This is a genomic window from Streptomyces sp. NPDC101490 (assembly GCF_044767145.1).
GTDB lineage: Bacteria > Actinomycetota > Actinomycetes > Streptomycetales > Streptomycetaceae > Streptomyces.
This window is the reverse complement of the sequence record NZ_JBIWNI010000005.1, coordinates 94,809-114,322: the sequence shown is the minus strand read 5'-3', so window position 1 is coordinate 114,322 and position 19,514 is coordinate 94,809. Positions and strand designations below refer to the sequence as shown.

Annotated in this window: 17 protein-coding genes, 1 tRNA gene, 2 pseudogenes and 1 CRISPR repeat array; of the genes and pseudogenes, 3 read left to right on the top strand and 17 right to left on the bottom strand. The window is 71.3% G+C overall.

Going from position 1 to position 19,514, the window contains the following annotated elements; translation table 11 throughout:
- Positions 1-376 precede the first annotated feature (376 nt).
- From ACIRQY_RS13560 to ACIRQY_RS13510, 11 genes and pseudogenes are all read right to left on the bottom strand, one after another.
- Entirely contained in the window at positions 377-1,180 is an 804-nt protein-coding gene (locus tag ACIRQY_RS13560; protein WP_403924879.1) for a hypothetical protein, read from the bottom strand.
- Between the two features lie 62 nt (positions 1,181-1,242).
- Entirely contained in the window at positions 1,243-2,148 is a 906-nt protein-coding gene (locus ACIRQY_RS13555; RefSeq protein WP_351789694.1) for an RNA polymerase sigma factor SigF, read from the bottom strand.
- Between the two features lie 235 nt (positions 2,149-2,383).
- Positions 2,384-3,229, bottom strand: a complete 846-nt coding sequence (locus ACIRQY_RS13550; RefSeq protein ID WP_351789697.1) for an RNA polymerase sigma factor SigF — start codon at positions 3,227-3,229, stop codon at positions 2,384-2,386.
- Positions 3,230-3,503: 274 nt separating this feature from the next.
- Positions 3,504-3,797 carry a Dabb family protein gene (locus ACIRQY_RS13545; RefSeq protein ID WP_351789699.1) on the bottom strand — a complete coding sequence of 98 codons (294 nt, stop codon included), beginning with the start codon at positions 3,795-3,797 and terminating at the stop codon, positions 3,504-3,506.
- A gap of 9 nt (positions 3,798-3,806) precedes the next feature.
- Positions 3,807-3,971 carry a hypothetical protein gene (locus tag ACIRQY_RS13540; protein ID WP_351789702.1) on the bottom strand — a complete coding sequence of 55 codons (165 nt, stop codon included), beginning with the start codon at positions 3,969-3,971 and terminating at the stop codon, positions 3,807-3,809.
- Positions 3,972-5,077: 1,106 nt separating this feature from the next.
- A CRISPR array of direct repeats spans positions 5,078-7,361; the repeat unit is 27 nt; unit sequence GACCAACCCCGCGTGCGCGGGGACCAC.
- Between the two features lie 163 nt (positions 7,362-7,524).
- A complete protein-coding gene (gene cas2e, locus ACIRQY_RS13535) occupies positions 7,525-7,887 on the bottom strand; it encodes a type I-E CRISPR-associated endoribonuclease Cas2e (protein ID WP_403924874.1) in 363 nt (120 codons plus the stop codon).
- Positions 7,884-8,397, bottom strand: a pseudogene (locus tag ACIRQY_RS13530) (type I-E CRISPR-associated endonuclease Cas1); the annotation flags it as partial. The pseudogene ACIRQY_RS13530 and the gene cas2e, both read right to left, overlap by 4 nt.
- Before the next feature lie 538 nt (positions 8,398-8,935).
- A tRNA-Ser gene (locus ACIRQY_RS13525) sits at positions 8,936-9,020 on the bottom strand.
- Between the two features lie 66 nt (positions 9,021-9,086).
- Positions 9,087-9,515 (bottom strand): tRNA adenosine(34) deaminase TadA, encoded by a 429-nt coding sequence (gene tadA / locus ACIRQY_RS13520; protein ID WP_351789918.1) that lies wholly within the window; start codon positions 9,513-9,515, stop codon positions 9,087-9,089.
- Positions 9,516-9,622: 107 nt separating this feature from the next.
- Positions 9,623-10,150: a hypothetical protein gene (locus ACIRQY_RS13515; protein ID WP_351789711.1), complete on the bottom strand. Its 528-nt coding sequence runs from the start codon at positions 10,148-10,150 to the stop codon at positions 9,623-9,625.
- A gap of 228 nt (positions 10,151-10,378) precedes the next feature.
- Positions 10,379-10,588, bottom strand: coding sequence for a hypothetical protein (locus tag ACIRQY_RS13510; protein ID WP_351789713.1), 210 nt, complete (start codon positions 10,586-10,588; stop codon positions 10,379-10,381).
- Between the two features lie 92 nt (positions 10,589-10,680).
- Here ACIRQY_RS13510 and upp point away from each other — a divergent pair, with 92 nt between their 5' ends.
- Positions 10,681-11,316, top strand: coding sequence for a uracil phosphoribosyltransferase (gene upp, locus ACIRQY_RS13505; protein ID WP_351789715.1), 636 nt, complete (start codon positions 10,681-10,683; stop codon positions 11,314-11,316).
- Positions 11,317-11,522: 206 nt separating this feature from the next.
- Here upp and ACIRQY_RS13500 read toward each other — a convergent pair whose 3' ends face one another.
- Both ACIRQY_RS13500 and ACIRQY_RS13495 read right to left on the bottom strand, forming a co-directional pair.
- Positions 11,523-12,152, bottom strand: coding sequence for a LytR C-terminal domain-containing protein (locus ACIRQY_RS13500; RefSeq protein ID WP_403924870.1), 630 nt, complete (start codon positions 12,150-12,152; stop codon positions 11,523-11,525).
- Between the two features lie 118 nt (positions 12,153-12,270).
- On the bottom strand, positions 12,271-12,567 hold the full coding sequence (locus ACIRQY_RS13495; RefSeq protein ID WP_015034993.1) for a type II toxin-antitoxin system VapB family antitoxin: 297 nt from the start codon (positions 12,565-12,567) through the stop codon (positions 12,271-12,273).
- A gap of 96 nt (positions 12,568-12,663) precedes the next feature.
- Between ACIRQY_RS13495 and ACIRQY_RS13490 the strand changes: the two genes are divergently transcribed.
- Positions 12,664-14,271, top strand: coding sequence for a helicase HerA-like domain-containing protein (locus ACIRQY_RS13490; protein WP_403924867.1), 1,608 nt, complete (start codon positions 12,664-12,666; stop codon positions 14,269-14,271).
- A 30-nt stretch (positions 14,272-14,301) separates the two neighbouring features.
- Here the strand turns inward: ACIRQY_RS13490 and ACIRQY_RS13485 are convergent, their stop codons facing one another.
- The 4 genes and pseudogenes from ACIRQY_RS13485 to ACIRQY_RS13470 all read right to left on the bottom strand — a co-directional run bounded on the left by ACIRQY_RS13485 (position 14,302) and on the right by ACIRQY_RS13470 (position 18,562).
- Entirely contained in the window at positions 14,302-15,852 is a 1,551-nt protein-coding gene (locus ACIRQY_RS13485) for a M28 family metallopeptidase (RefSeq protein ID WP_351789724.1), read from the bottom strand.
- A gap of 370 nt (positions 15,853-16,222) precedes the next feature.
- Positions 16,223-16,846, bottom strand: a pseudogene (locus tag ACIRQY_RS13480) (HhH-GPD-type base excision DNA repair protein); the annotation flags it as partial.
- Between the two features lie 152 nt (positions 16,847-16,998).
- A complete protein-coding gene (locus tag ACIRQY_RS13475; RefSeq protein WP_351789730.1) occupies positions 16,999-17,571 on the bottom strand; it encodes an alpha/beta hydrolase in 573 nt (190 codons plus the stop codon).
- A 79-nt stretch (positions 17,572-17,650) separates the two neighbouring features.
- A complete protein-coding gene (locus ACIRQY_RS13470; RefSeq protein WP_403924863.1) occupies positions 17,651-18,562 on the bottom strand; it encodes a TetR family transcriptional regulator in 912 nt (303 codons plus the stop codon).
- Between the two features lie 165 nt (positions 18,563-18,727).
- On the opposite strand from ACIRQY_RS13470, the gene wrbA reads away from it, so the two are divergent.
- Positions 18,728-19,336 carry an NAD(P)H:quinone oxidoreductase gene (gene wrbA / locus ACIRQY_RS13465; protein WP_403924860.1) on the top strand — a complete coding sequence of 203 codons (609 nt, stop codon included), beginning with the start codon at positions 18,728-18,730 and terminating at the stop codon, positions 19,334-19,336.
- Positions 19,337-19,514: the final 178 nt, after the last annotated feature.

Below are 19,514 nucleotides of genomic sequence, written 5' to 3'. Positions count from 1 at the left end.
GGGGGGGGGGGGGGCGGGGGGGGGGGGGGCCGTCGGCGCCCCCCCCCGCCCCCCCCCCCCCGGGGGGGGGGGGGGGGCGGGGGGGCCCGCCCCCCCCCACCTTTCACGTCCACTCCCCGCGCTCTGCGCCTCTATAGGGGAGCGCACCCCTATAGAGGGGAGCCACTGGGCCTGCTTCGGGCCCGGCTCGATGGTCCGGCCAGACGGGATGAGACCAGACCGGACCGGATGAGACTGGACCGAATCAGAGCAGGATCAGGCTGGATCAGACCGGACCCGATCAGAATCGGATCAGGCCGGATCAGGCCGGACCCGGCCCTGGCGGCCAGGCCCCGGCGGTCGGCCCCCGCCCCGGGGCTCGTCCCCGTGCCGTCGTTCACCGCCACACGGCGGTGACCTCCCGGGTGTCGATCCGCATGCCGAGCGGCACTCTCCAGGCGTCCACGCACACGTCGTACGTCTCCGTCCGGGCGGCCCCCGCGGCGATCGGGGCGGGCAGCGGCCGGGTGGAGGTGAGTGTGGCCCAGTCGGTCCCGAGGGCGCCGATGACATGGGTGGCGAAGGTGACCGTGCCCGAACGGGCCGCCGTGCCCCCGCCGTTCCGGAAGGTGACGGTCACCCGCTCGCACCAGCGCCGGTCCCCGTCGGCGAGCACGGGCGCGGAGACGGTCAGCAGGGCGGGCCCGGGGGCGGGCGTCGGTGCCGTGGGCGCCCCGGTGCCGGGCGTGGGCCCCGGGGGCGGTGCGGAGGGGGTACGGGGAGGGGTGCCGGTCCCGTGGCCGGGTGCGGTGCCGGGGCCGGCGGGCACGGACGTCGGGGAGGTGCCGGGGCCCGCTCCCGGGCGCGTACCGCCGCCGGGGCCCGTGGGGGCGCCCGTACCGGCTTCCGTACGCGTGCCCGGTCCCGGTCCCGTGCCCGGGGTGGTGGCCGCACCCGTACCCGATGGGCCGCCCGGGGCTTGTGGGGACGGTGAGGCGGACGAGGTGCCGGAGGCGTCTTCGCTCGGGGCGGGGTCGTCCAGGGGGACCAGGGTCACCGCGCCGGACGGGGCGACCGCTCCTCGGAGGGAGGGGCCCGCGCCCACCGCCGCGTACCCCTCGCCGTCCCCGCCGCCGCAGGCGGTCAGCGCTCCGCCGAGGCAGAGCGCCACCGTCACGAGTACCGGCTTCCTTCGCCTCATGGGCGTCAGTGTGACTGACGCTCCATCAGGAAGGGAGCCCTTTGAGGAACTTGACCGGAAGGTCAGTCCGCGATGAGTCCGTCGCGCAGCTGGGCGAGCGTGCGGGTGAGCAGCCGGGAGACGTGCATCTGGGAGATGCCGACCTCCTCGCCGATCTGCGACTGCGTCATGTTCGCGAAGAAGCGGAGCATGATGATCTGCCGTTCCCTGGGCGGGAGTTTGGCGAGCAGCGGCTTGAGCGACTCGCGGTACTCGACGCCTTCGAGGGCGGTGTCCTCGTAGCCCAGGCGGTCGGCGAGCGAACCCTCGCCGCCGTCGTCCTCAGGCGAGGGGGAGTCGAGCGAGGAGGCGGTGTACGCGTTGCCCACGGCGAGGCCGTCGACGACGTCCTCCTCCGACACCCCCAGCACGGCGGCGAGTTCGGGCACGGTGGGGGAGCGGTCGAGCTTCTGCGCGAGCTCGTCGCTGGCCTTGGTGAGGGCCAGGCGCAGCTCCTGGAGGCGGCGCGGGACGCGGACCGACCACGAGGTGTCGCGGAAGAAGCGCTTGATCTCTCCGACGACGGTCGGCATGGCGAACGTCGGGAACTCCACGCCCCGTTCGCAGTCGAAGCGGTCGATCGCCTTGATCAGGCCGATGGTGCCGACCTGGACGATGTCCTCCATCGGCTCGTTCCGGGAGCGGAAGCGGGCCGCCGCGTACCGCACGAGCGGCAGGTTCAGCTCGATGAGGGTGTCGCGGACGTAGGTCCGCTCGGGGCTGTCCTTGGCGATTCCCGCAATGTCGAGGGCGTGCAGCCGCAGGAACAGGGAGCGCGAGAGGGTGCGGGTGTCGAGGGCGCCCGACGGCACGACCACCGGCGGCGGCGAGGTCTCCGCGCCGCCGCTCGCGACGGGCGCCGTCGGCTGCGCGGGCACGGAAACGGGCGTGAGCGTGAGCACCTTCGAGCTGCCCAGTTCTGTGGACATGCCACCCCCTTGAGGTCGCGGACGGTCGCGGTGGCCGCGACCATCTGAGGAACGCAGCTTCCACCTGAATACCGGCGGCGGAGCTGCGGCAAACTCGGTTCCAGCAGAATGTCACATGTCGGCAACGCGCTGTAGTGACTTGTCGACAAGCCGAGGGCGTATATCCGCAGGAAACAAGGGGTGTGAGGCATTTGGGGTGCGGGAGAACTGCTCCGAACCGGTCTACCCGTTCCGGTTACGCTTCGATCCTGTTTGCGGACCTCAACCGGGCGAAGCTCCGGGCGAGGAGCCTTGACACGTGCATCTGGGAGACCCCGAGCTCCTGGCTGATTTGGGACTGGGTCAGGTTGCTGTAGTAGCGCAGCATCAGGATGCGCTGCTCCCGCTCGGGCAGCTGGACGAGCAGGTGCCGGACGAGGTCGCGGTGCTCCACTCCGGCCAGCGCGGGGTCCTCGTAGCCGAGCCGGTCGAGCAGTCCGGGCAGTCCGTCGCCCTCCTGCGCGGCCTCCAGGGAGGTGGCGTGGTACGAGCGTCCCGCCTCGATGCAGGCGAGCACCTCGTCCTCGCCGATCCGCAGCCGCTCGGCGATCTCGGCGGTCGTGGGGGAGCGGCCGTGGGCGGTGGTCAGGTCCTCGGTGGCGCCGTTCACCTGGACCCACAGCTCGTGCAGCCGGCGCGGCACGTGCACGGTGCGGACGTTGTCGCGGAAGTACCGCTTGATCTCCCCGACGACGGTCGGCATGGCGAAGGTCGGGAACTGCACGCCCCGGTCCGGGTCGAAGCGGTCGATGGCGTTGATCAGACCGATGGTGCCGACCTGGACGACGTCCTCCATCGGCTCGTTCCGGGAGCGGAAGCGGGCCGCCGCGTACCGCACCAGCGGCAGATTGGCCTCGATGAGCGCGCCGCGCACCCGGTGGTGCTCGGTGCTGCCCGGTTCCAGGTCCTTGAGCTGGCCGAAGAGGACCTGGGTGAGGGCGCGGGTGTCGGCGCCACGGGTGCTCTGGGGGCGGGGTCGGGGGGTCTCCGCGCCGCCCGCCTCGTGCTGGGGCGGGACTTGAGGCGCTGTACTGGCCGGCACGTTCACGCCACCCCTCTGGCTGGTCTCGCGGGTCCGCTGCTCGACTGCGGTCGATTCATCCGTCAAAAGCGGTCATAGCATCACAAGACATGTCCACTGTGTGCAAGCACCGCATCACTACGTGTTGAGGGCATAGTGGCGGAAAAGGTAGAGGTCACGCACGGAAAAGGCCCCCCGCGCGCGGACGGGGGGCCCGGTCGGCGTCAGCGGACGCCCATGAGCCGAGAGGGGGTGCCAGGAAAGCCCGCCGGGGCGCTGCCTTCCGAAACACGCCTTAGAACGCGTAGTCGGCGATCACCCAGGTGGAGAACTCGCGCCACTGGGCGACGCCCGCCTGGTGCGCGGGGTGGTCCAGGTAGCGCTGGAGCGCGTCCGGGTCCTCGACGGCCGAGTTGATCGCGAAGTCGTAGGCGATCGGCCGGTCCGAGATGTTCCAGGCGCACTCCCAGAAGCGCACCTCGGGGATCTGGCCGCCGAGCGCGCGGAACGCCTCCACCCCCGCGGCGACGCGCGGCTCGTCGCGGGAGACGCCCTCGTTCAGCTTGAACAGGACCAGATGGCGGATCACGGAGAGCTCCTAGTTGATGAGTTCGGTCATGAACTCGCCGACACCCTGGGCGGCGCTGGAAATGCCCTCGAACCCTACCTGCACGAGATCGGCGGCCCTCGAAGGGGACGTGACGATCGTGTACAGCACGAAGACCACCACCGCGTACAACGCGATCTTCTTCACCTGCGCCATGGCCGGCCCTCCCCTGGTTCCCCGCCCGCGTCCCGCCGCGCGACCGCGCCACTCTAACCGAGGCTTTATGGACCAAGGGCCCGGAGATCGGGGTCTTTTGCCGTCCTCCGAAAGGGGCGGGGGCGAGCAGGATGGATCTCGAGCCCGGCGGGATCTGGCAGGAATCCTCCAGGCTCCTGGAACCGGCCCTCACTGCGGGGTCCGCGCCGCGAGCTTCCCCCCTGACTGCGGCGCAGGACTTGCAGGACCGGTTCTCATCGGGGGGAGCGGCTTGTCCCCCCGATGCCGCTCCCCCCGTCCTAGCTCTTCCGGATCCCCGAGATCCCCGGACGGATCCCCGAGGGCCACCGACGGATCCCCGAGTTCCCCCTACACCGTGAGCTCCCCGGACGTCCCGTAACCCCCGGAACCCCCTGAACGAGGCCCCGACCGTGCTTCCCTGAGCGCACGGCCGGGGCCTCTCCCATGTCCGGGCGCCGGGTCCTCCCGTAAGGGTGACTCCGGAGCCTTCCCCGTACGGGTCTCCCCGTGCCTCTCCCCTACGGGCCCCCGCGTCCATCCCGTATAGGTGGCCGGTGCCTTTCCCCTACGGGTGCCCCGCTCGTATCGTCCCGAAGCACGCGGAAGGGCCTGGCACTGACGCGCCAGGCCCTTCGACGGAAGCGGTAGCGGAGGGGCCGAACCCACCCATGCGATCGGTCTCACCTGCGGCTTTTCCCCAGGTCGGGGCCCACTGCCCGGTTTCTATCCTGCTGGATCCCGCTTGATCGGCCTCTGACGGGTCCCGTGAGGCAGTGCCTCACGGGGAGGACGAGCTCCGGTCGGCGGTCTTCACCCCCCCCGGCTCTGCGGTCGACCCGGGCCTCACGACGGGTGTCGCCTCTGCGCTTCTGATGCTGCTGGAGGCCGTGCTGCACCAACGGATCAGCCCCCTGCAGGTCATCACAGGGTGTAACGGTACTGCTGGCAATTGAGACGGGCGAAGCCATTGAATCTGAGGGAGTGCTTCGCGTCCACGCGTCCTGAGATCAATGGCGAGCCATGAGATAGGTAACGAGGGAGTAGCGGAGGACGGTGCCACCCCGTGCTGACAGAGCGATCCTGCCAGAGCACCCCGCGTGCGCGGGGACCACGGTGTCGTTCGGCATGGCGCCTTCCGTGCAGGGGGACCAACCCCGCCTGTGCGGGGACCACCCCGAATCCCAGGCGTCCGCGAGCGGGACCATGGGACCAACCCCGCGTGCGCGGGGACCACGGGCGGGGACGAGGGACAGTGACGGGCGGGACGGGACCAACCCCGCGTGTGCGGGGACCACATGGCCGAAATGCTGTACGAGCCGTTGAGCGTGGGACCAACCCCGCGTACGCGAGGACCACATCCCGAACACCTCCCCCGGAGCCGACAACCGGGGACCAACCCCGCGTGCGCGGGGACCACGCAGGGTCGGTCGGGTCGTCGGTGTGCCACCAGGGACCAACCCCGCGTGCGCGGGGACCACACCAGCTTGGATCAGGGACCTCGGCACCCCACGGGACCAACCCCGCGTGCGCGGGGACCACCGGCGGTAGCCATGGCGGCGGAGCCCCGGTGCGGGACCAACCCCGCGTGCGCGGGGACCACGCGGTGGGGAGCGCGCTGGGCTCCGGCAGGGCGGGACCAACCCCGCGTGCGCGGGGACCACCCGGACACGGCAAGGCTGGTCACGATCCAGGCGGGACCAACCCCGCGTGCGCGGGGACCACTCGTATAGCTGCCAGTCGATCGACGTGTGGATGGGACCAACCCCGCGTGCGCGGGGACCACATCTCCTTAGGGGTCTTCTCCTCTTCCCCGCCGGGACCAACCCCGCGTGCGCGGGGACCACGGAGTGCCCCGGGCCGGATCCGATCCGGCAGCGGGACCAACCCCGCGTGCGCGGGGACCACGGGGTGGCGTGGTACTCGGCAGACACCATCATGGGACCAACCCCGCGTGCGCGGGGACCACTCGTAGATAGCCTCTCTGAACTGCGCGGACATGGGACCAACCCCGCGTGCGCGGGGACCACCCTCCGCCGCCGCGACCCGTCTCACCAGGTCGGGGACCAACCCCGCGTGCGCGGGGACCACTCCTGCTGGGCGCAGACGGACAGGACGTAGTCGGGACCAACCCCGCGTGCGCGGGGACCACGCCGTCGGGGAGGGTCCGCGGGGTTGTCGTGGGGGACCAACCCCGCGTGCGCGGGGACCACTGAGGCACAACGCTGGCGCGTTGTCAAGCCCGGGGACCAACCCCGCGTGCGCGGGGACCACACCCAGATCACCCACCAGACCAACGGCGTGCTGGGACCAACCCCGCGTGCGCGGGGACCACCGCCGCCGGGGCGCTGACCGGGCCTGGCGCCGGGGACCAACCCCGCGTGCGCGGGGACCACACGGGGCGGTGAAAGGCAGCAGCAAGATAGTGGAGACCAACCCCGCGTGCGCGGGGACCACTCGGTGTCCCTGGTGACCAGGCCGATGACGTCGAGACCAACCCCGCGTGCGCGGGGACCACAACAGGATGCGCCACCCGACGGCCAGCCCGTCGAGACCAACCCCGCGTGCGCGGGGACCACAACAGGATGCGCCACCCGACGGCCAGCCCGTCGAGACCAACCCCGCGTGCGCGGGGACCACATGCCTTGCACGTCGCGGAAGACGGGCTTGTAGAGACCAACCCCGCGTGCGCGGGGACCACGGCGCCGGGCTCGGAAGGCTGCGGCAGGTTGCGAGACCAACCCCGCGTGCGCGGGGACCACTCCTGGAGAACCTGGCCGACGGCGCCACCCCCGAGACCAACCCCGCGTGCGCGGGGACCACCTCGTCAACTACCGTGCCCAGGGGTTGGCGCCGAGACCAACCCCGCGTGCGCGGGGACCACCCCGGGGCCGTGGAGGGCGTGGTGGAGGGGCCGAGACCAACCCCGCGTGCGCGGGGACCACCTTTCACTTTGCGCTGTGCCAAGTGCATGCGCGAGACCAACCCCGCGTGCGCGGGGACCACACCACCGTCTCCTACGAGACCGCACCCTGAGGGAGACCAACCCCGCGTGCGCGGGGACCACCGTCGATGTTCCCGACGAGGAGGGTGAGGGCCGAGACCAACCCCGCGTGCGCGGGGACCACGGTCGGCACACATCGGGCCCACCTGTGGACCTGAGACCAACCCCGCGTGCGCGGGGACCACCCGGATCGTCCGCTCTTCGGCACTGATCTCGGGAGACCAACCCCGCGTGCGCGGGGACCACATGCGCTGCGTCGGCAGCTCCTCCTGGTCCTCGAGACCAACCCCGCGTGCGCGGGGACCACTCAGCCGCGAACTCCAGCTTCTCCTCGCCGCTGAGACCAACCCCGCGTGCGCGGGGACCACAGATGCTGACCTGGGAGTTTACGCGGGCAGGTGCCTGTTTTTACTTACTTCTTCAATTTGCGACATAGTGCTCTTTCCTTCTTTATCGGGAATCTCTGAGATCCACTCTGTGCGTCATGTGCGGCACTGGCTCCTTCGTCTGTTTCTGAGGCGCCGCTGTCGGCTATCTGTCGCCGAACTTCCTCCGCTTGGACGCCTTGCTCCAGCCTTGGCGTGGGACTTCGGTCGGCCGCTGTGCAGCGCGCTGCGTGTGAGGGGCCGACCGGTGGATGAGTGTCAGTCCCTCGTGATCGGTCGGGTGCCATGAGTGATCGTGGGTTTCGAAGGTGTAGCCCTGCTCGTTGTTCGTCTGGTAGGCGAGCAGTGCGCGTCCCTGGCCCGCGTATTGGCGCACTTCGTTCCACAGGGCTTCGCGTACGCGGGTGGAGGGAGCGCCGAGGAAGACGCCCGGGGAGATTTCCAGGAGCCAGCGGGTGAGGAAACCCCGCAGGCCGACCGGGCAGTTGGTGAGGACGATGACGGTCACCAGATGATCTCGTCTTCATGGTTGCGGCCGCTTTCGACGTGGAGGCCGCCATCGGACTGGAGGGTGACGCGGTCCTGAGGGGTGTCGGTCGTGTCGCGGGTGCCGTCGTAGCCGAGTCAGGTCTTCGATGTCCCTGACGCAGCGGTCGAGGAGCCCGGTCTCGTTGATACGGTCCCGGAGCATCCTGCGGGTCCGGGCAGAGACCTCTTCTTCTCCCTCGGCTGCCGCGTCGAAGGCGGCGGGGATGGCCACGTCGGTCTTGTAGAAGTCGGCCACATCCATGACGAATGACCGTTCGTGGCCGGAGTGGACGAAGCCGAGGCCGGGGGAGCAGCCGAGTGCCGCGACAACGGCGTGGGCGATTCCGTACATGCATTGCGCCGCCGCGGTGACGCCTTGGTTGGGGGCGTCCCCGGCGGAGAAGTCGTCGCGGTGGTAGTCGCGGCGTTGCCAGGGGACGCCGGTGCGGGCGGCTTCTCGCTCGTAGCAGTCCTTCAGGCGCCGGCCTTCCATGCTCGCCCCAGGCCAGACGGGCGGACGCGGACAGGAGATCGAAGGGCGCCCCGGAACCGGGGCGATCTTGATTCATGAATATATTGGACATGGCCTGGCTCTCGCCAGGGTGCAGGGTTTCGAAAATGAATGCGAATCAACCAGAATTGGCCATAAAGTGACCGCCCTCATAAGGGGTGATCAACAGGGGTGATCAACGAGGCGGATTGCTGCGTGTCCACCCCGCACCGGTGCGGTGGACACCTTCAAGGTGGCTACCTGCTCTCGTGGCGACCGTGGCATGCCGGGATACCGGGATGCCGGTGACGGGTCGGTGCCGCCCCTGGAGCGACCGTCACGACGGCCACGACGGGCGATCACCGCGACTTACCGGGCCCGCAGGGGGCCCTCCGTCGGACGGTGTGACGCACCTGTTGGGAGGGTCGACTGAGCTCTCGCGGTTCCCCCGTGTCCCACCGTCATGAGGTGGTGCGGTCGCGCCGCACGCAAAACACCCCCCTGATCGCGTTTCCGCAGATCAGGGGGGTGTTAAAAGCGGTAGCGGAGGGATTTGAACCCTCGGTGACTTGCGCCACACTCGCTTTCGAGGCGAGCTCCTTCGGCCGCTCGGACACGCTACCGAGAGAGAGCTTAGCGGAACTTCCGGCTGCGATGAAATCCGTATCGCGCTGCTGGTCGGGGCGGGGTCAGCGGTCCCGGAAGAAGGCCGTCAGCTGCTCCGCGCACTCCGCGCCGAGCACCCCGTGGAGCACCTCGGGACGATGGTTGAGCCGCCGGTCGCGGACGAGGTCCCAGAGCGAGCCCGCCGCGCCCGCCTTCTCGTCGGCGGCGCCGAACACCACCCGTTCGACCCGGGACTGGACCAGCGCCCCGGCGCACATCACACACGGCTCCAGGGTCACCACCAGCGTGCAGCCCGTCAGCCGCCACGCGCCGGTCGCCGCGGCCGCCCGGCGCAGGGCGAGGACCTCGGCGTGCGCCGTGGGGTCGCCCGTGGCCTCCCGCTCGTTGTGGGCGCGGGCGAGGACCGCGCCGTCGGGGCCGAGCACGACCGCGCCGACCGGTACGTCACCGGCCGGCACCGCCGCGTCGGCCTCGGCGAGGGCGAGCCGCATGGCCGCCCGCCAGGGGTCCCGTACGGGATCACCCGAAGGGGGCTCCGGGGCGTCGCCCGGGAGCCCGGGGCCGTTCGTCGTGTCGGGAAGGGGTCGCGCACGTGCCACTAGCGGACGGCCTCCAGGACCTCGGCGGCCCCCAGCGCCTCCGCGATCTCCGCGAGGGCGTCGCTGTCGAGGGCCAGCAGATCGACCGCCGACACTCCGAGGTCCGCGAGGATCAGCCGGTCGCCGACCGGGGCGGCCGGCACGATCTCGGCGGGGCCGGCCGGACCGTCGTCGTCGGACTCGGCGAGCGGTTCGCCGTCCTCCGTGCCGTCCAGGTCCAGCGCTTCCAGTTCGTCGTCGATGTCGTCCAGTTCGTCGCCCAGGATCTCCCGGGTGAGGATCTCCCCGTACGAGGAACGGGCGGCGGCGGCGCCGTCCGAGACGTAGACGCGAGGGTCTTCCTCACCCTCGATCCGTACGATCCCGAACCACGCGTCCTCCTGCTCGATGAAGACGATCACCGTGTCGTCGTCCGAGGCCTCACGGGCCAGCTCGGTCAGATCCGACAGGGTCTCCACGTCGTCGAGCTCCGTGTCGCTCGCTTCCCACCCGTCTTCGGTGCGCGCGAGCAGTGCGGCGAAGTACACCTGACTCTCTCCCACTGATCAGAGGTGTGACGATCCGGCGGAGCGCTCCTGATGCCCCGCCCCCTCGGCATCGTGACAGAAACCACGGCGCCAGGAGAGGTCTTCGGCTCTTGCGTCGTGCATCAGTCTGAACGACCCCGCGATCGGACGGGCGCGCGACCCCGGCGCACACGGGGGGCGCACGGCCGGGCCCAGCCGGTTCGCCGCGCTCGGGCCGCTCCGGCTCCCTCACCAGCGGAAGGTTCGCATCCGCATGGCCTGACGCATCCGGGCGGCCCGTGCGCGTCTGGGCTGTACGCGCTCGCGCAGCGCCTTCGCCTCGTGGAGCTCACGCAGGAACTGGGCGCGGCGCCTGCGGCGCTCCGCGTCCGTCTCCGGCCCCGGTGTCCGGGCCGCCCCCTCGGCGGCGCCGTCGGCCGGTTCTTCCAGGTCGGGCATCGGTCACTCCACCCCATCGCTGGGTCCCCGTGCTCCCACCTTCCCCCAGTGGCGTGGGTCGACGCCAGTGCGCGGCGGGCTACTGTTGAGTCATGCGTCTCCACGTCGTCGACCACCCGCTGGTCGCCCACAAGCTCACCACGCTGCGCGACAAGCGCACCGACTCCGCGACCTTCCGTCGGCTCTCCGACGAGCTGGTCACCCTGCTCGCCTACGAGGCCACCAGGGACGTGCGGACCGAGCAGGTCGACATCGAGACCCCCGTCACGGCCACGACCGGTGTGAAGCTGTCGTACCCGCGCCCGCTCGTCGTCCCGATCCTGCGCGCCGGGCTCGGGATGCTCGACGGCATGGTCCGGCTGCTCCCGACCGCCGAGGTCGGCTTCCTGGGCATGATCCGCAACGAGGAGACGCTGGAGGCGTCCACCTACGCCACGCGGATGCCGGAGGACCTCTCGGGCCGCCAGGTGTACGTCCTGGACCCGATGCTGGCGACCGGCGGCACGCTGGTCGCGGCGATCCAGGAGCTGATCAGGCGCGGCGCCGACGACGTGACCGCCGTGGTGCTGCTGGCCGCCCCTGAGGGCGTCGCGGTGATGGAGCGGGACCTCGCGGGCACCCCGGTGACCGTGGTGACGGCCTCGGTCGACGAGCGCCTCAACGAGCAGGGCTACATCGTCCCGGGCCTGGGCGACGCGGGAGACCGCATGTACGGCTCGGCCGAGTAGGGATTCCACCGGGGCGGGAATCCCGTCGAGGCGGGAATCCCACCACGCGGATCCCACCACGCGGACTCCACCGCGCGGATCCCACCGAGCGGGGATCCCGCCGGACAGGGGCTTCACCGGCGGGGACCCCGCCGGGTGACGTACGTGAAGAGGGGGCGGGCCGGTCTCCGGCCCGCCCTTCTCATGTCGGCGCTTCCCGACCGGACTCAGCACTTCCCGGCCGGGGCCGCCGCGGGCTTCGTGAGCGCGGTCAGGGCCGCGTCCGCCGTGGCCTTCGGGTCCAGGTTCTTGAAGGCCGTCCCGATGATCAGGTCGATGTCGGCCGTGCCCCGGGTGTCCGTCTTGGTGGTGGCGCCCCTGAGCTGGGTGCCGAGCACCGGGAAGGCGCCCTTGGTGGCACTGGGGGCGCCGAGCAGCAGCCCGGAGCCGGGGACCTTCTTGTCGTAGGCGGCGGGGGCGTTCCCGACCTTGCCGATGGTGAAGCCGCGTTTCTTGAGCTCGTCGGCGGTCGTCTTGGCGAGTCCGCCGCGCGGGGTCGCGTTGTAGACGTTGACCGTGATCTGGGCGGGTTTCGGGAGGGCGGCGGCGGGCGCGCCGGTCGCCCGGGGGGCGGGTTTGCAGTCGGTCTGCTTCCCGGCCGTCGTCTGCTTGCCCCCGTCGCCCGAGAAGACGTCGACGAGCTGGAGCGTGCCCCAGCCTGCCGCGCCGAGCACGACCACGGCGGCCGAGGCCGCGAGGAGGATCCTGCGACGGCGCCGCGGGCGGCGCATTCGGGGGTAGGTGTCCCCTGTGATGCGGTACTTTCCGCCCATTCCTGGGGGAGTGAGCATGCTCATGAGCGCAGCGTAATGCCGGCCGTCGGCGATGCCTACTTGATGATCATGTGATCGCGTCCGGATGGGGGCGAACCGGCCCCGAAAGGGTCAGTCGCGGAGCGGCCGACCGGGCGCGGTGTCAGTCCATTTCCAGGACGCGGGCGTGCAGCACCTGACGCTGCTGGAGCGCCGCGCGGACGGCGCGGTGCAGTCCGTCCTCGAGATAGAGATCGCCCTGCCACTTCACGACGTGCGCGAAGAGGTCGCCGTAGAAGGTGGAGTCCTCCGCGAGCAGCGTCTCCAGGTCCAGCTGGCCCTTGGTGGTGACCAGCTGATCGAGACGGACCGGGCGCGGGGCGACGTCCGCCCACTGCCGGGTGCTTTCCCGGCCGTGGTCGGGATACGGCTTTCCGTTTCCGATGCGCTTGAAGATCACACGGAAAGCCTACCGGGCGAGCGGCTCCCGGCGCAGCCATGCGCGGGCGGTGCGATGCTGGTGCGAACTATGACAAACCGGAATCGGGGTGCCGTGATGAGCGGGAGCGAGCAGCCGTCGGAGGCCCTTGCGGGGCCCGCCGCCGGGATCGCCGAGGGGTACGCCTTCGAGGGCGCGACACTCGAACTGGGGGCGCTGCTCTGGGACGGCGTCTGTCACCCGGACGCGCCGGTCCGCATCCCGCTGGCCGTCCTCAACCGGCACGGACTCGTCGCCGGGGCGACCGGCACCGGCAAGACGAAGACGCTCCAGCTGATCGCCGAGCAGCTGTCGGCGAACGGCGTGCCGGTCTTCCTCGCCGACATCAAGGGGGACGTCTCGGGGATCTCGGTGCCCGGCGCCGACGGCGAGAAGGTCCGGGAGCGGGCCGCGCAGGTCGGCCAGGAGTGGCGGGCGACGGGCTTCCCCAGCGAGTTCTACGGTCTGGGCGGCACCGGCCCCGGCATCCCGGTGCGGGCCACGGTGACCGGCTTCGGCCCGGTCCTGCTCTCCAAGGTGCTCCAGCTCAACCAGACGCAGGAGCAGTCCCTCGGCCTGATCTTCCACTACGCGGACTCCAAGGGCCTGGAGCTGGACGACCTGAAGGACCTCCGGGCGGTCGTGGCGTTCCTGGTGTCGGACGTGGGCAGGCCCGAGCTGAAGGAGATCGGTGGTCTGTCGACGGCGACGGCGGGGGTGATCCTGCGGGCGCTCACCGCCTTCGAACAGGGCGGTGCGGGGGCGTTCTTCGGGCAGCCGGAGTTCGACACGGCGGAGTTCCTGCGGACGGCGCCGGACGGGCGCGGGATCGTGTCGGTCCTGGAGCTTCCGTCGGTGGGCGACCGGCCGCAGCTCTTCTCGACCTTCCTGATGTGGATGCTGGCGGACCTCTACAACGGTCTTCCGGAGGTCGGCGACCTGGACAGGCCGAAGCTGGTGTTCTTCTTCGACGAGGCGCACCTGCTGTTCAAGGGGGCGTCGAAGGCGTTCCTGGAGTCGATCACGCAGACGGTCCGGCTGATCCGCTCGAAGGGCGTCGGGGTGTTCTTCGTGACGCAGACGCCGAAGGACGTACCGGCCGATGTGCTGGGGCAGTTGGGCAACCGGGTGCAGCACGCGCTGCGCGCCTTCACCCCGGACGACGCGAAGGCCCTGAAGGCGACCGTGCGGACCTTCCCGAACTCGCCGTACGACCTGGAGGAGGTGCTGACCGGTCTCGGTACGGGCGAGGCGGTGGTCACCGTGCTGAGCGAGCGGGGGGCGCCAACGCCGGTGGCGGTGGCCCGGCTGCGGGCCCCGGAGTCGCTGATGGGGCCGGTGGACGCGGAGGTCCTGGCGGCGGCGGTGCGGGACTCGCCGCTGTCCGGGCGGTACGCGCAGGCGGTGGACCGGGAGTCGGCGTACGAGAAGCTGGCGGCGCGGGAGGCGGCGGCGGAGGCGGGTGGGGCGGCGGGGACTGGCGCGGCGGCGGAGGGCCCGGTGGTCCCGCCGGAGCGGCCCGCCGGGCCCGCACGGACGGGAGCGAGGGCCCCCAAGGAGGAGCCCTCGCTCGTCGAACAGGTCGTCGGCAGCGGGATGTTCAAGTCCCTCACGCGGTCGATCGGTACCCAGCTGGGCCGGGAGATCAGCCGTTCGCTCTTCGGGACCGCCCGCCGACGGCGCTGATCACGCCGTCCGGCCCGGTGGTGCGGTGGTTCAGCTGGTGGGCTCGTGGTGGTCGTGCAGACCGCCGCTGCCGTTGTCCTCACCGGTGGTGGGGACGAAGGGGACCGGCTTGCGCAGCGACGAGATGTCGTGCGCGTAGGTGCCCACCGCGTGCGCGATGACGCCGATGTTGATGCCGAACGCCTTCATGTTGACGTTCTTGATGTCGTCGCCCTTGGCGTGGTAGTTCACGTCGAACGCGACGCCCGCCGTGCCGCCGAACTTGGCCGCCTGCGCGGCGGACTTGATGCCCTCGGCGCCGGTGAAGGTGCCGCCGGAGGGGATGCCGACCTCGATGAACGGGCCGTAGTCGGAGCGCCCGTCGAAGTCGGTGCCCGAGTGCGGGATGCCCTTCTTGTCCAGGTAGTCGGTGATGCCGCGCTCCAGCTGGGCGGAGCCCTCGGGACCGGCACCCGCGCCGACGCCGTCCGAGTTGTCGCCGTCGTACACGAACTGGCCGTAGTTCGGCGACGCGATCATGTCGAAGTTGAGGTAGAGCTTGATCTCGTTCTTGTCGAGCGCCGTCAGGTTCTTGACGTAGTGCTCGGAGCCGAGCAGGCCGTTCTCCTCGGCGGACCACCAGGCGAAGCGGACCTTGTTGCGGACCTTGTCCTTCGACTTGGCCAGCTCCAGGGCGGTCTGGAGGAGACCGGCGGAGCCGGAGCCGTTGTCGTTGATGCCGGGGCCCGCGGTGACCGAGTCGAGGTGCGAGCCGAGCATCACCGTGTTGGCGGCGTTGCCGCCCTTGGTCTCCGCGAGGACGTTGTTGGTCGTCCGGATCTGCTGGAGCTGACGGATCTCCACCTTGAGCGTGACCGGGCCGTTGACCAGGTCGGCGGCGAGCTGCGAGCCCTCCGCCTGGGTGAGGCCACCGGTCGGGATCTTGCCGTCGGCGGCGCTGCCGAGGGTGCCGGAGAGGGCGCCCGCGGTGTTGTTGTAGATGAGGGCCGCGGCGGCACCGGCGGCGGCGGCGTTCTGCTGCTTCACGGAGAAGGTGCAGCCGCCGCGCTTGATCAGCGCGATCTTGCCGGTGAAGGTGCCGGTGGCGAAGTCGGTCGGCTCGCAGCCGGTGGTGCCGTCGGCGTCGACGGGGACGGCCACGAGGCCCGTGGTGATGCCGCCGACCGGGGTCGACTTGGTGTACGTCATCGCCTTGACGTCGAGCGTCCGGGGCGCGGGGGAGACGACGGAGGCCTTCTCGGCCTGCGTCTCCGTGTACTCGAAGTCGAACTTCTGGTACGAGACGTTGTAGCCGGCCTTCTTGAGCTGCGTGAAGACGTACGCGGCCGAGGCGTCGTAGCCGAGGGAACCGGCCGCGCGGTGACCGCCGGCCGAGTCGGCTATCGCCTGGAACTTCTGCAGGTGCTTGAAGGCGTCCTTGGCGGTGGTCTCGCTGACCAGCTTCTTCGCCAGCTTGGCGGCATCACGGGCGGGTGCGGCCGTGGGGTCCTGCCCCGCGGTGGCGGGGGAAGCGAGGACCAGCGGGGTGGCGAGGGCGGCGACGGCCAGAATGGCCGCGGCACGACGCTGGGTTGCGTTCACAGAAGTCCTTCCCGTTACGGACGAGGTTGAGGGGAAGTTAGCGATCAGCAGGGCCTTCTGTGAACACCTTCTCCACAATTCCTGTCACATGGAGCAGGATTGAAATCTGGAATTATCAATTCCCTGCCGATTTCGACGGCTTGGTCGCTTTCGTGCGCTGCATCGATCCGGCCAGTCCGGTCGCCTCGGCGGACTCTCCGGATCCGGCGTTTCAGTCAGCCCTGGGGCTCTTGACCGTTCCGCCACCCTCACCCGCTTTGGCAGACTTGGTGCTCTTGGTGCTCTTGGTGCTCTTGGTGCTCTTGGTGCTCTTGGTGCTCTTGGTGGTTTTTGTGGTTTTGGCCGGCGTGGTCGACTTCGCCGCTCCAGCGGTCTTGGCGGTCTTGGCGGCCTTGGTCGCCGCTTTCATCTCCTGCTTGTGCGCCCGTACCTTCGCCAGCGACTCGGGGCCCGTGATGTCGGCGGCCGAGCGGTACGACCCGCGCTCCCCGTAGGGGCCCGCCGCCTCCCGCCAGCCCTCCGGCCGCACCCCGTACCGCTTGCCGAGCAGCGCGAGGAAGATCTGCGCCTTCTGCCTGCCGAACCCGGGCAGTGCCTCCAGGCGGGCGAGCAGTTCCTCCCCGGTCGCCGCGTCCGCCCATACGGCCCCGGCGTCGCCCCCGTACTCCTCGACGAGGAACCGGCACAGCTGCTGCACCCGCTGGGCCATCGACCCCGGGTAGCGGTGCACGGCGGGCTTCGCGGAGAGCAGCGCGGCGAACTCCTCCGGGTCGCGGACGGCGATCCCGTGCGCGTCGAGGTCGTCCCCGCCGAGGCGGGAGGCGATCGTGTACGGCCCCGAGAACGCCCACTCCATGGGCACCTGCTGGTCGAGGAGCATCCCGACGAGCGCGGCGAGCGGCGACCGGCCGAGCAGCGCGTCGGCCTCGGGATGCTGGGCGAGGTGGATCTCGTGGACCGGGCTCGGCTCGGGGCTCTGCGGCGCGGGGCTCATGGTCCGATCATCGCGTCGGTACGGGCCGCCCGCCCGGTGGACTCACCCCTTCGCGCACCGGCCTCGGAGGGCGCCCCACCGGCCTCGGAGGGCCGTCCCACCGGACCGGGACAGAGGCCGGCGGGACGTGCCGGACCGGGCGGGCCGGCCCGTCAGCGCCCCCCGATCCGTACCGCCGGGTCCTCGCACCAGGCCAGGACCGAGGGCCAGGGCCCGTAGCCGCTGTCCGGGTTGAGGTGCTCCCCGCCCGGTACGAGGTCGGTGTCGAGGCCGAGCGGAAGCCCGTAGTGCAGGTCGGCGCCGTCCGGGCAGTACGGGTCCCCCTCGCCGTGCACGAGCCGTGCGGCCAGCCCCCGTTCGGTGAGGTCGAGCCCCTCGGCGAAGGCGGCGATCGGCCCGATGGCGGCGGTCACCGGCGGCGACGGCGGGGCGACGAGCAGCACCCGGTCCGCGTCCGGCCTGCGCGGCCCCGCCCGCAGCCACAACAGCACGGACAGGCTGTGCGCCAGCACCACGAACTCGCCGGTCGCGGGCCGCTTCCCGTGCTCCTCCAGGGCCGCGAGCCAGTCGTCGAGGACGGGCGCGTCGGGCTCGGGCAGCTGGGGGTAGCGCACCTCGTGGCCGCGCGCCCGCAGCTCCCCGGCGAGCCAGTGCTGCCAGTGGCCGGGCGGCCGGTGGTTCTCGTAGCCGTGCAGGATCAGGAAGGTCCGGGGGTCGCTCGTCATACGGGGATCGTGCGCTCCCCGGAACGCCCGGGTCCAGTGGGGTCCGACGGCTGGACGGGGCCCCGGGGCGGTCCGGCCGTCAGGCCCGTAGCCGGAGCAGTTCCCGTACGCCCGCCTTCAGACGGTCGGCGGACAGCTCCCGTTCGACGGCCAGGTGGTGCATGACGTCGGGGGCGAACGGCGCGAGCAGCAGATCCGCGAGGAGCGCGCTGTCGGCGCCGGGCCTGAGCCGGGCGACGAGCAGCGACACATGGGTGTGCATCACCTGGTAGGCGCCGCTGTGGTGGCGGGCGCGCGGCGCGGCGGAGTGGGCGGCGAGCAGGATCTCGCGCTGCTCGCCGATCCGGTCGACCAGGGCGTCGAGGAAGGCGTCGAGGCGTACGTCGGCGGGGGCGCCGGGGCCGAGCGGCGGCGGGCCGCTCATGTACGCCTCCTGGAAGCGGCGTTCGCGGTCGTCGAGGAGCGCCCACAGGAGCTGGCTGACATCGCCGAAGCGGCGGTAGACGGTGCCGACGCCGATGCCGCTGGCGTGTGCGACCTGGTTCATGGTGACGGCGGAGGGGCCCTCCTCCGCGACGATCCGGGCGGTGGCGTCGAGGATCCTGCGCCGGTTGCGGGCGGCGTCGGCCCGCTCGGGGGCGGGCGCCCCGGGGGCCGGGAGCAGCGGGAGGACGAACGCGGGCGAAGGGGACGGCCGGGCGGGGGTGGCGGCGGATCGAGCGGACGGGCCGGTGGGGCCGGTAGCGCTGGTGGTGCTGAGGCGGCCGGTGGCGCTGGTGGGGTCGGTGGTGCTGATGGTGCTGGCAGTGCTGATGGGGCGCTCAGCCGCCCCGGTGGCAGGGCCGGTCGCCCCGGTGGCGGGACCGGTCGACCGGGTGCCGGGACCGGTCGACCGGGTGGCAGGGGCGGTCGCCCGGGTAGGAGCCGCCGGTGAAGCCGTCCGGTCCTCCGTGTACCCGGTACACCCGATCCCGGGGTTCTCCGTGCTCATCTGCCGACTCCTTCGTCCTGTCGCCGCCGCGCCCCGTTCCCCCTGCTCAGGCCGCTCGTCCCGGTGTTCCTCGCCCCCGAGCATACTCGGCCCCCTTGTGAACCGGATAGAAATCCGCTTAGGCTCCCGATGGAAACGGAACACAATCCGGTTGAGGAGATCGTCATGTCCGTCAAGGTCGCCGTCATCTACTACTCGTCCACGGGCTCCGTCCACCAGCTCGCCCGGGCCGTCGCGGAGGGCGCGGAGAAGGCCGGTGCCGAGGTGCGGCTGCGCCGGGTGCCCGAGCTGGCCCCCGACGCCGCGATCGACGCGAACCCGGCCTGGCGGGCCCATGTGGACGCCACCGGCGACGTGGCGGTGGCCGCCCTGGAGGACCTGGAGTGGGCCGACGCGTACGCGCTGGGCTCCCCGACCCGCTTCGGCAACGTGGCCGCGCAGCTGAAGCAGTACGTCGACGGCACCGGCGGCCTGTGGCAGCGCGGGGTCATGGCGGACAAGCCCGCGACGGCCTTCACCAGCGCGCACAACGTGCACGGCGGCAACGAGTCGACGCTGCTCGCGCTCTACAACACCTTCCACCACTGGGGCTCGGTCATCGTCTCGCCCGGCTTCACGGACCCGGCGGTGTACGCGGCCGGGGGCAACCCGTACGGCACCGCGCACCCGGGCTCCAACGGCGCTCCGCAGGAGAGCGTCCTGGCCGCCGCCCGCTACCAGGGTGCCCGCCTGACGAAGATCGCGAAGCGGCTGAAGGGGCTGGCCGTCGACTGACGGACGGCCGGTCGCCACACTCACGTACCCCCGGGGAAAATACCCCCGGGGGTACGTCTGTTAGGGTCGTTTGTATACCCCCGGGGGTAATAAGTCCCGCTTCGGGACCGACCTCCGGCCTCCCGGCCCCGAAAGGAGCGCGGCGTGCAGTCCACCGACCCGCTCACCGCCCGACCCG

What these genes read in the sequence shown, in the direction of transcription:
- ACIRQY_RS13560 (WP_403924879.1), bottom strand. Translation starts at nt 1,180, where the DNA reads ATGAGGCGAAGGAAGCCGGTACTCGTGACGGTGGCGCTCTGCCTCGGC.
- ACIRQY_RS13555 (WP_351789694.1), bottom strand. Translation starts at nt 2,148, where the DNA reads ATGTCCACAGAACTGGGCAGCTCGAAGGTGCTCACGCTCACGCCCGTT.
- ACIRQY_RS13540 (WP_351789702.1), bottom strand. Translation starts at nt 3,971, where the DNA reads ATGGCGCAGGTGAAGAAGATCGCGTTGTACGCGGTGGTGGTCTTCGTG.
- tadA (WP_351789918.1), bottom strand. Translation starts at nt 9,515, where the DNA reads ATGCGGCTCGCCCTCGCCGAGGCCGACGCGGCGGTGCCGGCCGGTGAC.
- ACIRQY_RS13510 (WP_351789713.1), bottom strand. Translation starts at nt 10,588, where the DNA reads ATGCCCGACCTGGAAGAACCGGCCGACGGCGCCGCCGAGGGGGCGGCC.
- upp (WP_351789715.1), top strand. Translation starts at nt 10,681, where the DNA reads ATGCGTCTCCACGTCGTCGACCACCCGCTGGTCGCCCACAAGCTCACC.
- ACIRQY_RS13500 (WP_403924870.1), bottom strand. Translation starts at nt 12,152, where the DNA reads ATGAGCATGCTCACTCCCCCAGGAATGGGCGGAAAGTACCGCATCACA.
- ACIRQY_RS13490 (WP_403924867.1), top strand. Translation starts at nt 12,664, where the DNA reads ATGAGCGGGAGCGAGCAGCCGTCGGAGGCCCTTGCGGGGCCCGCCGCC.
- ACIRQY_RS13475 (WP_351789730.1), bottom strand. Translation starts at nt 17,571, where the DNA reads ATGACGAGCGACCCCCGGACCTTCCTGATCCTGCACGGCTACGAGAAC.
- ACIRQY_RS13470 (WP_403924863.1), bottom strand. Translation starts at nt 18,562, where the DNA reads ATGAGCACGGAGAACCCCGGGATCGGGTGTACCGGGTACACGGAGGAC.
- wrbA (WP_403924860.1), top strand. Translation starts at nt 18,728, where the DNA reads ATGTCCGTCAAGGTCGCCGTCATCTACTACTCGTCCACGGGCTCCGTC.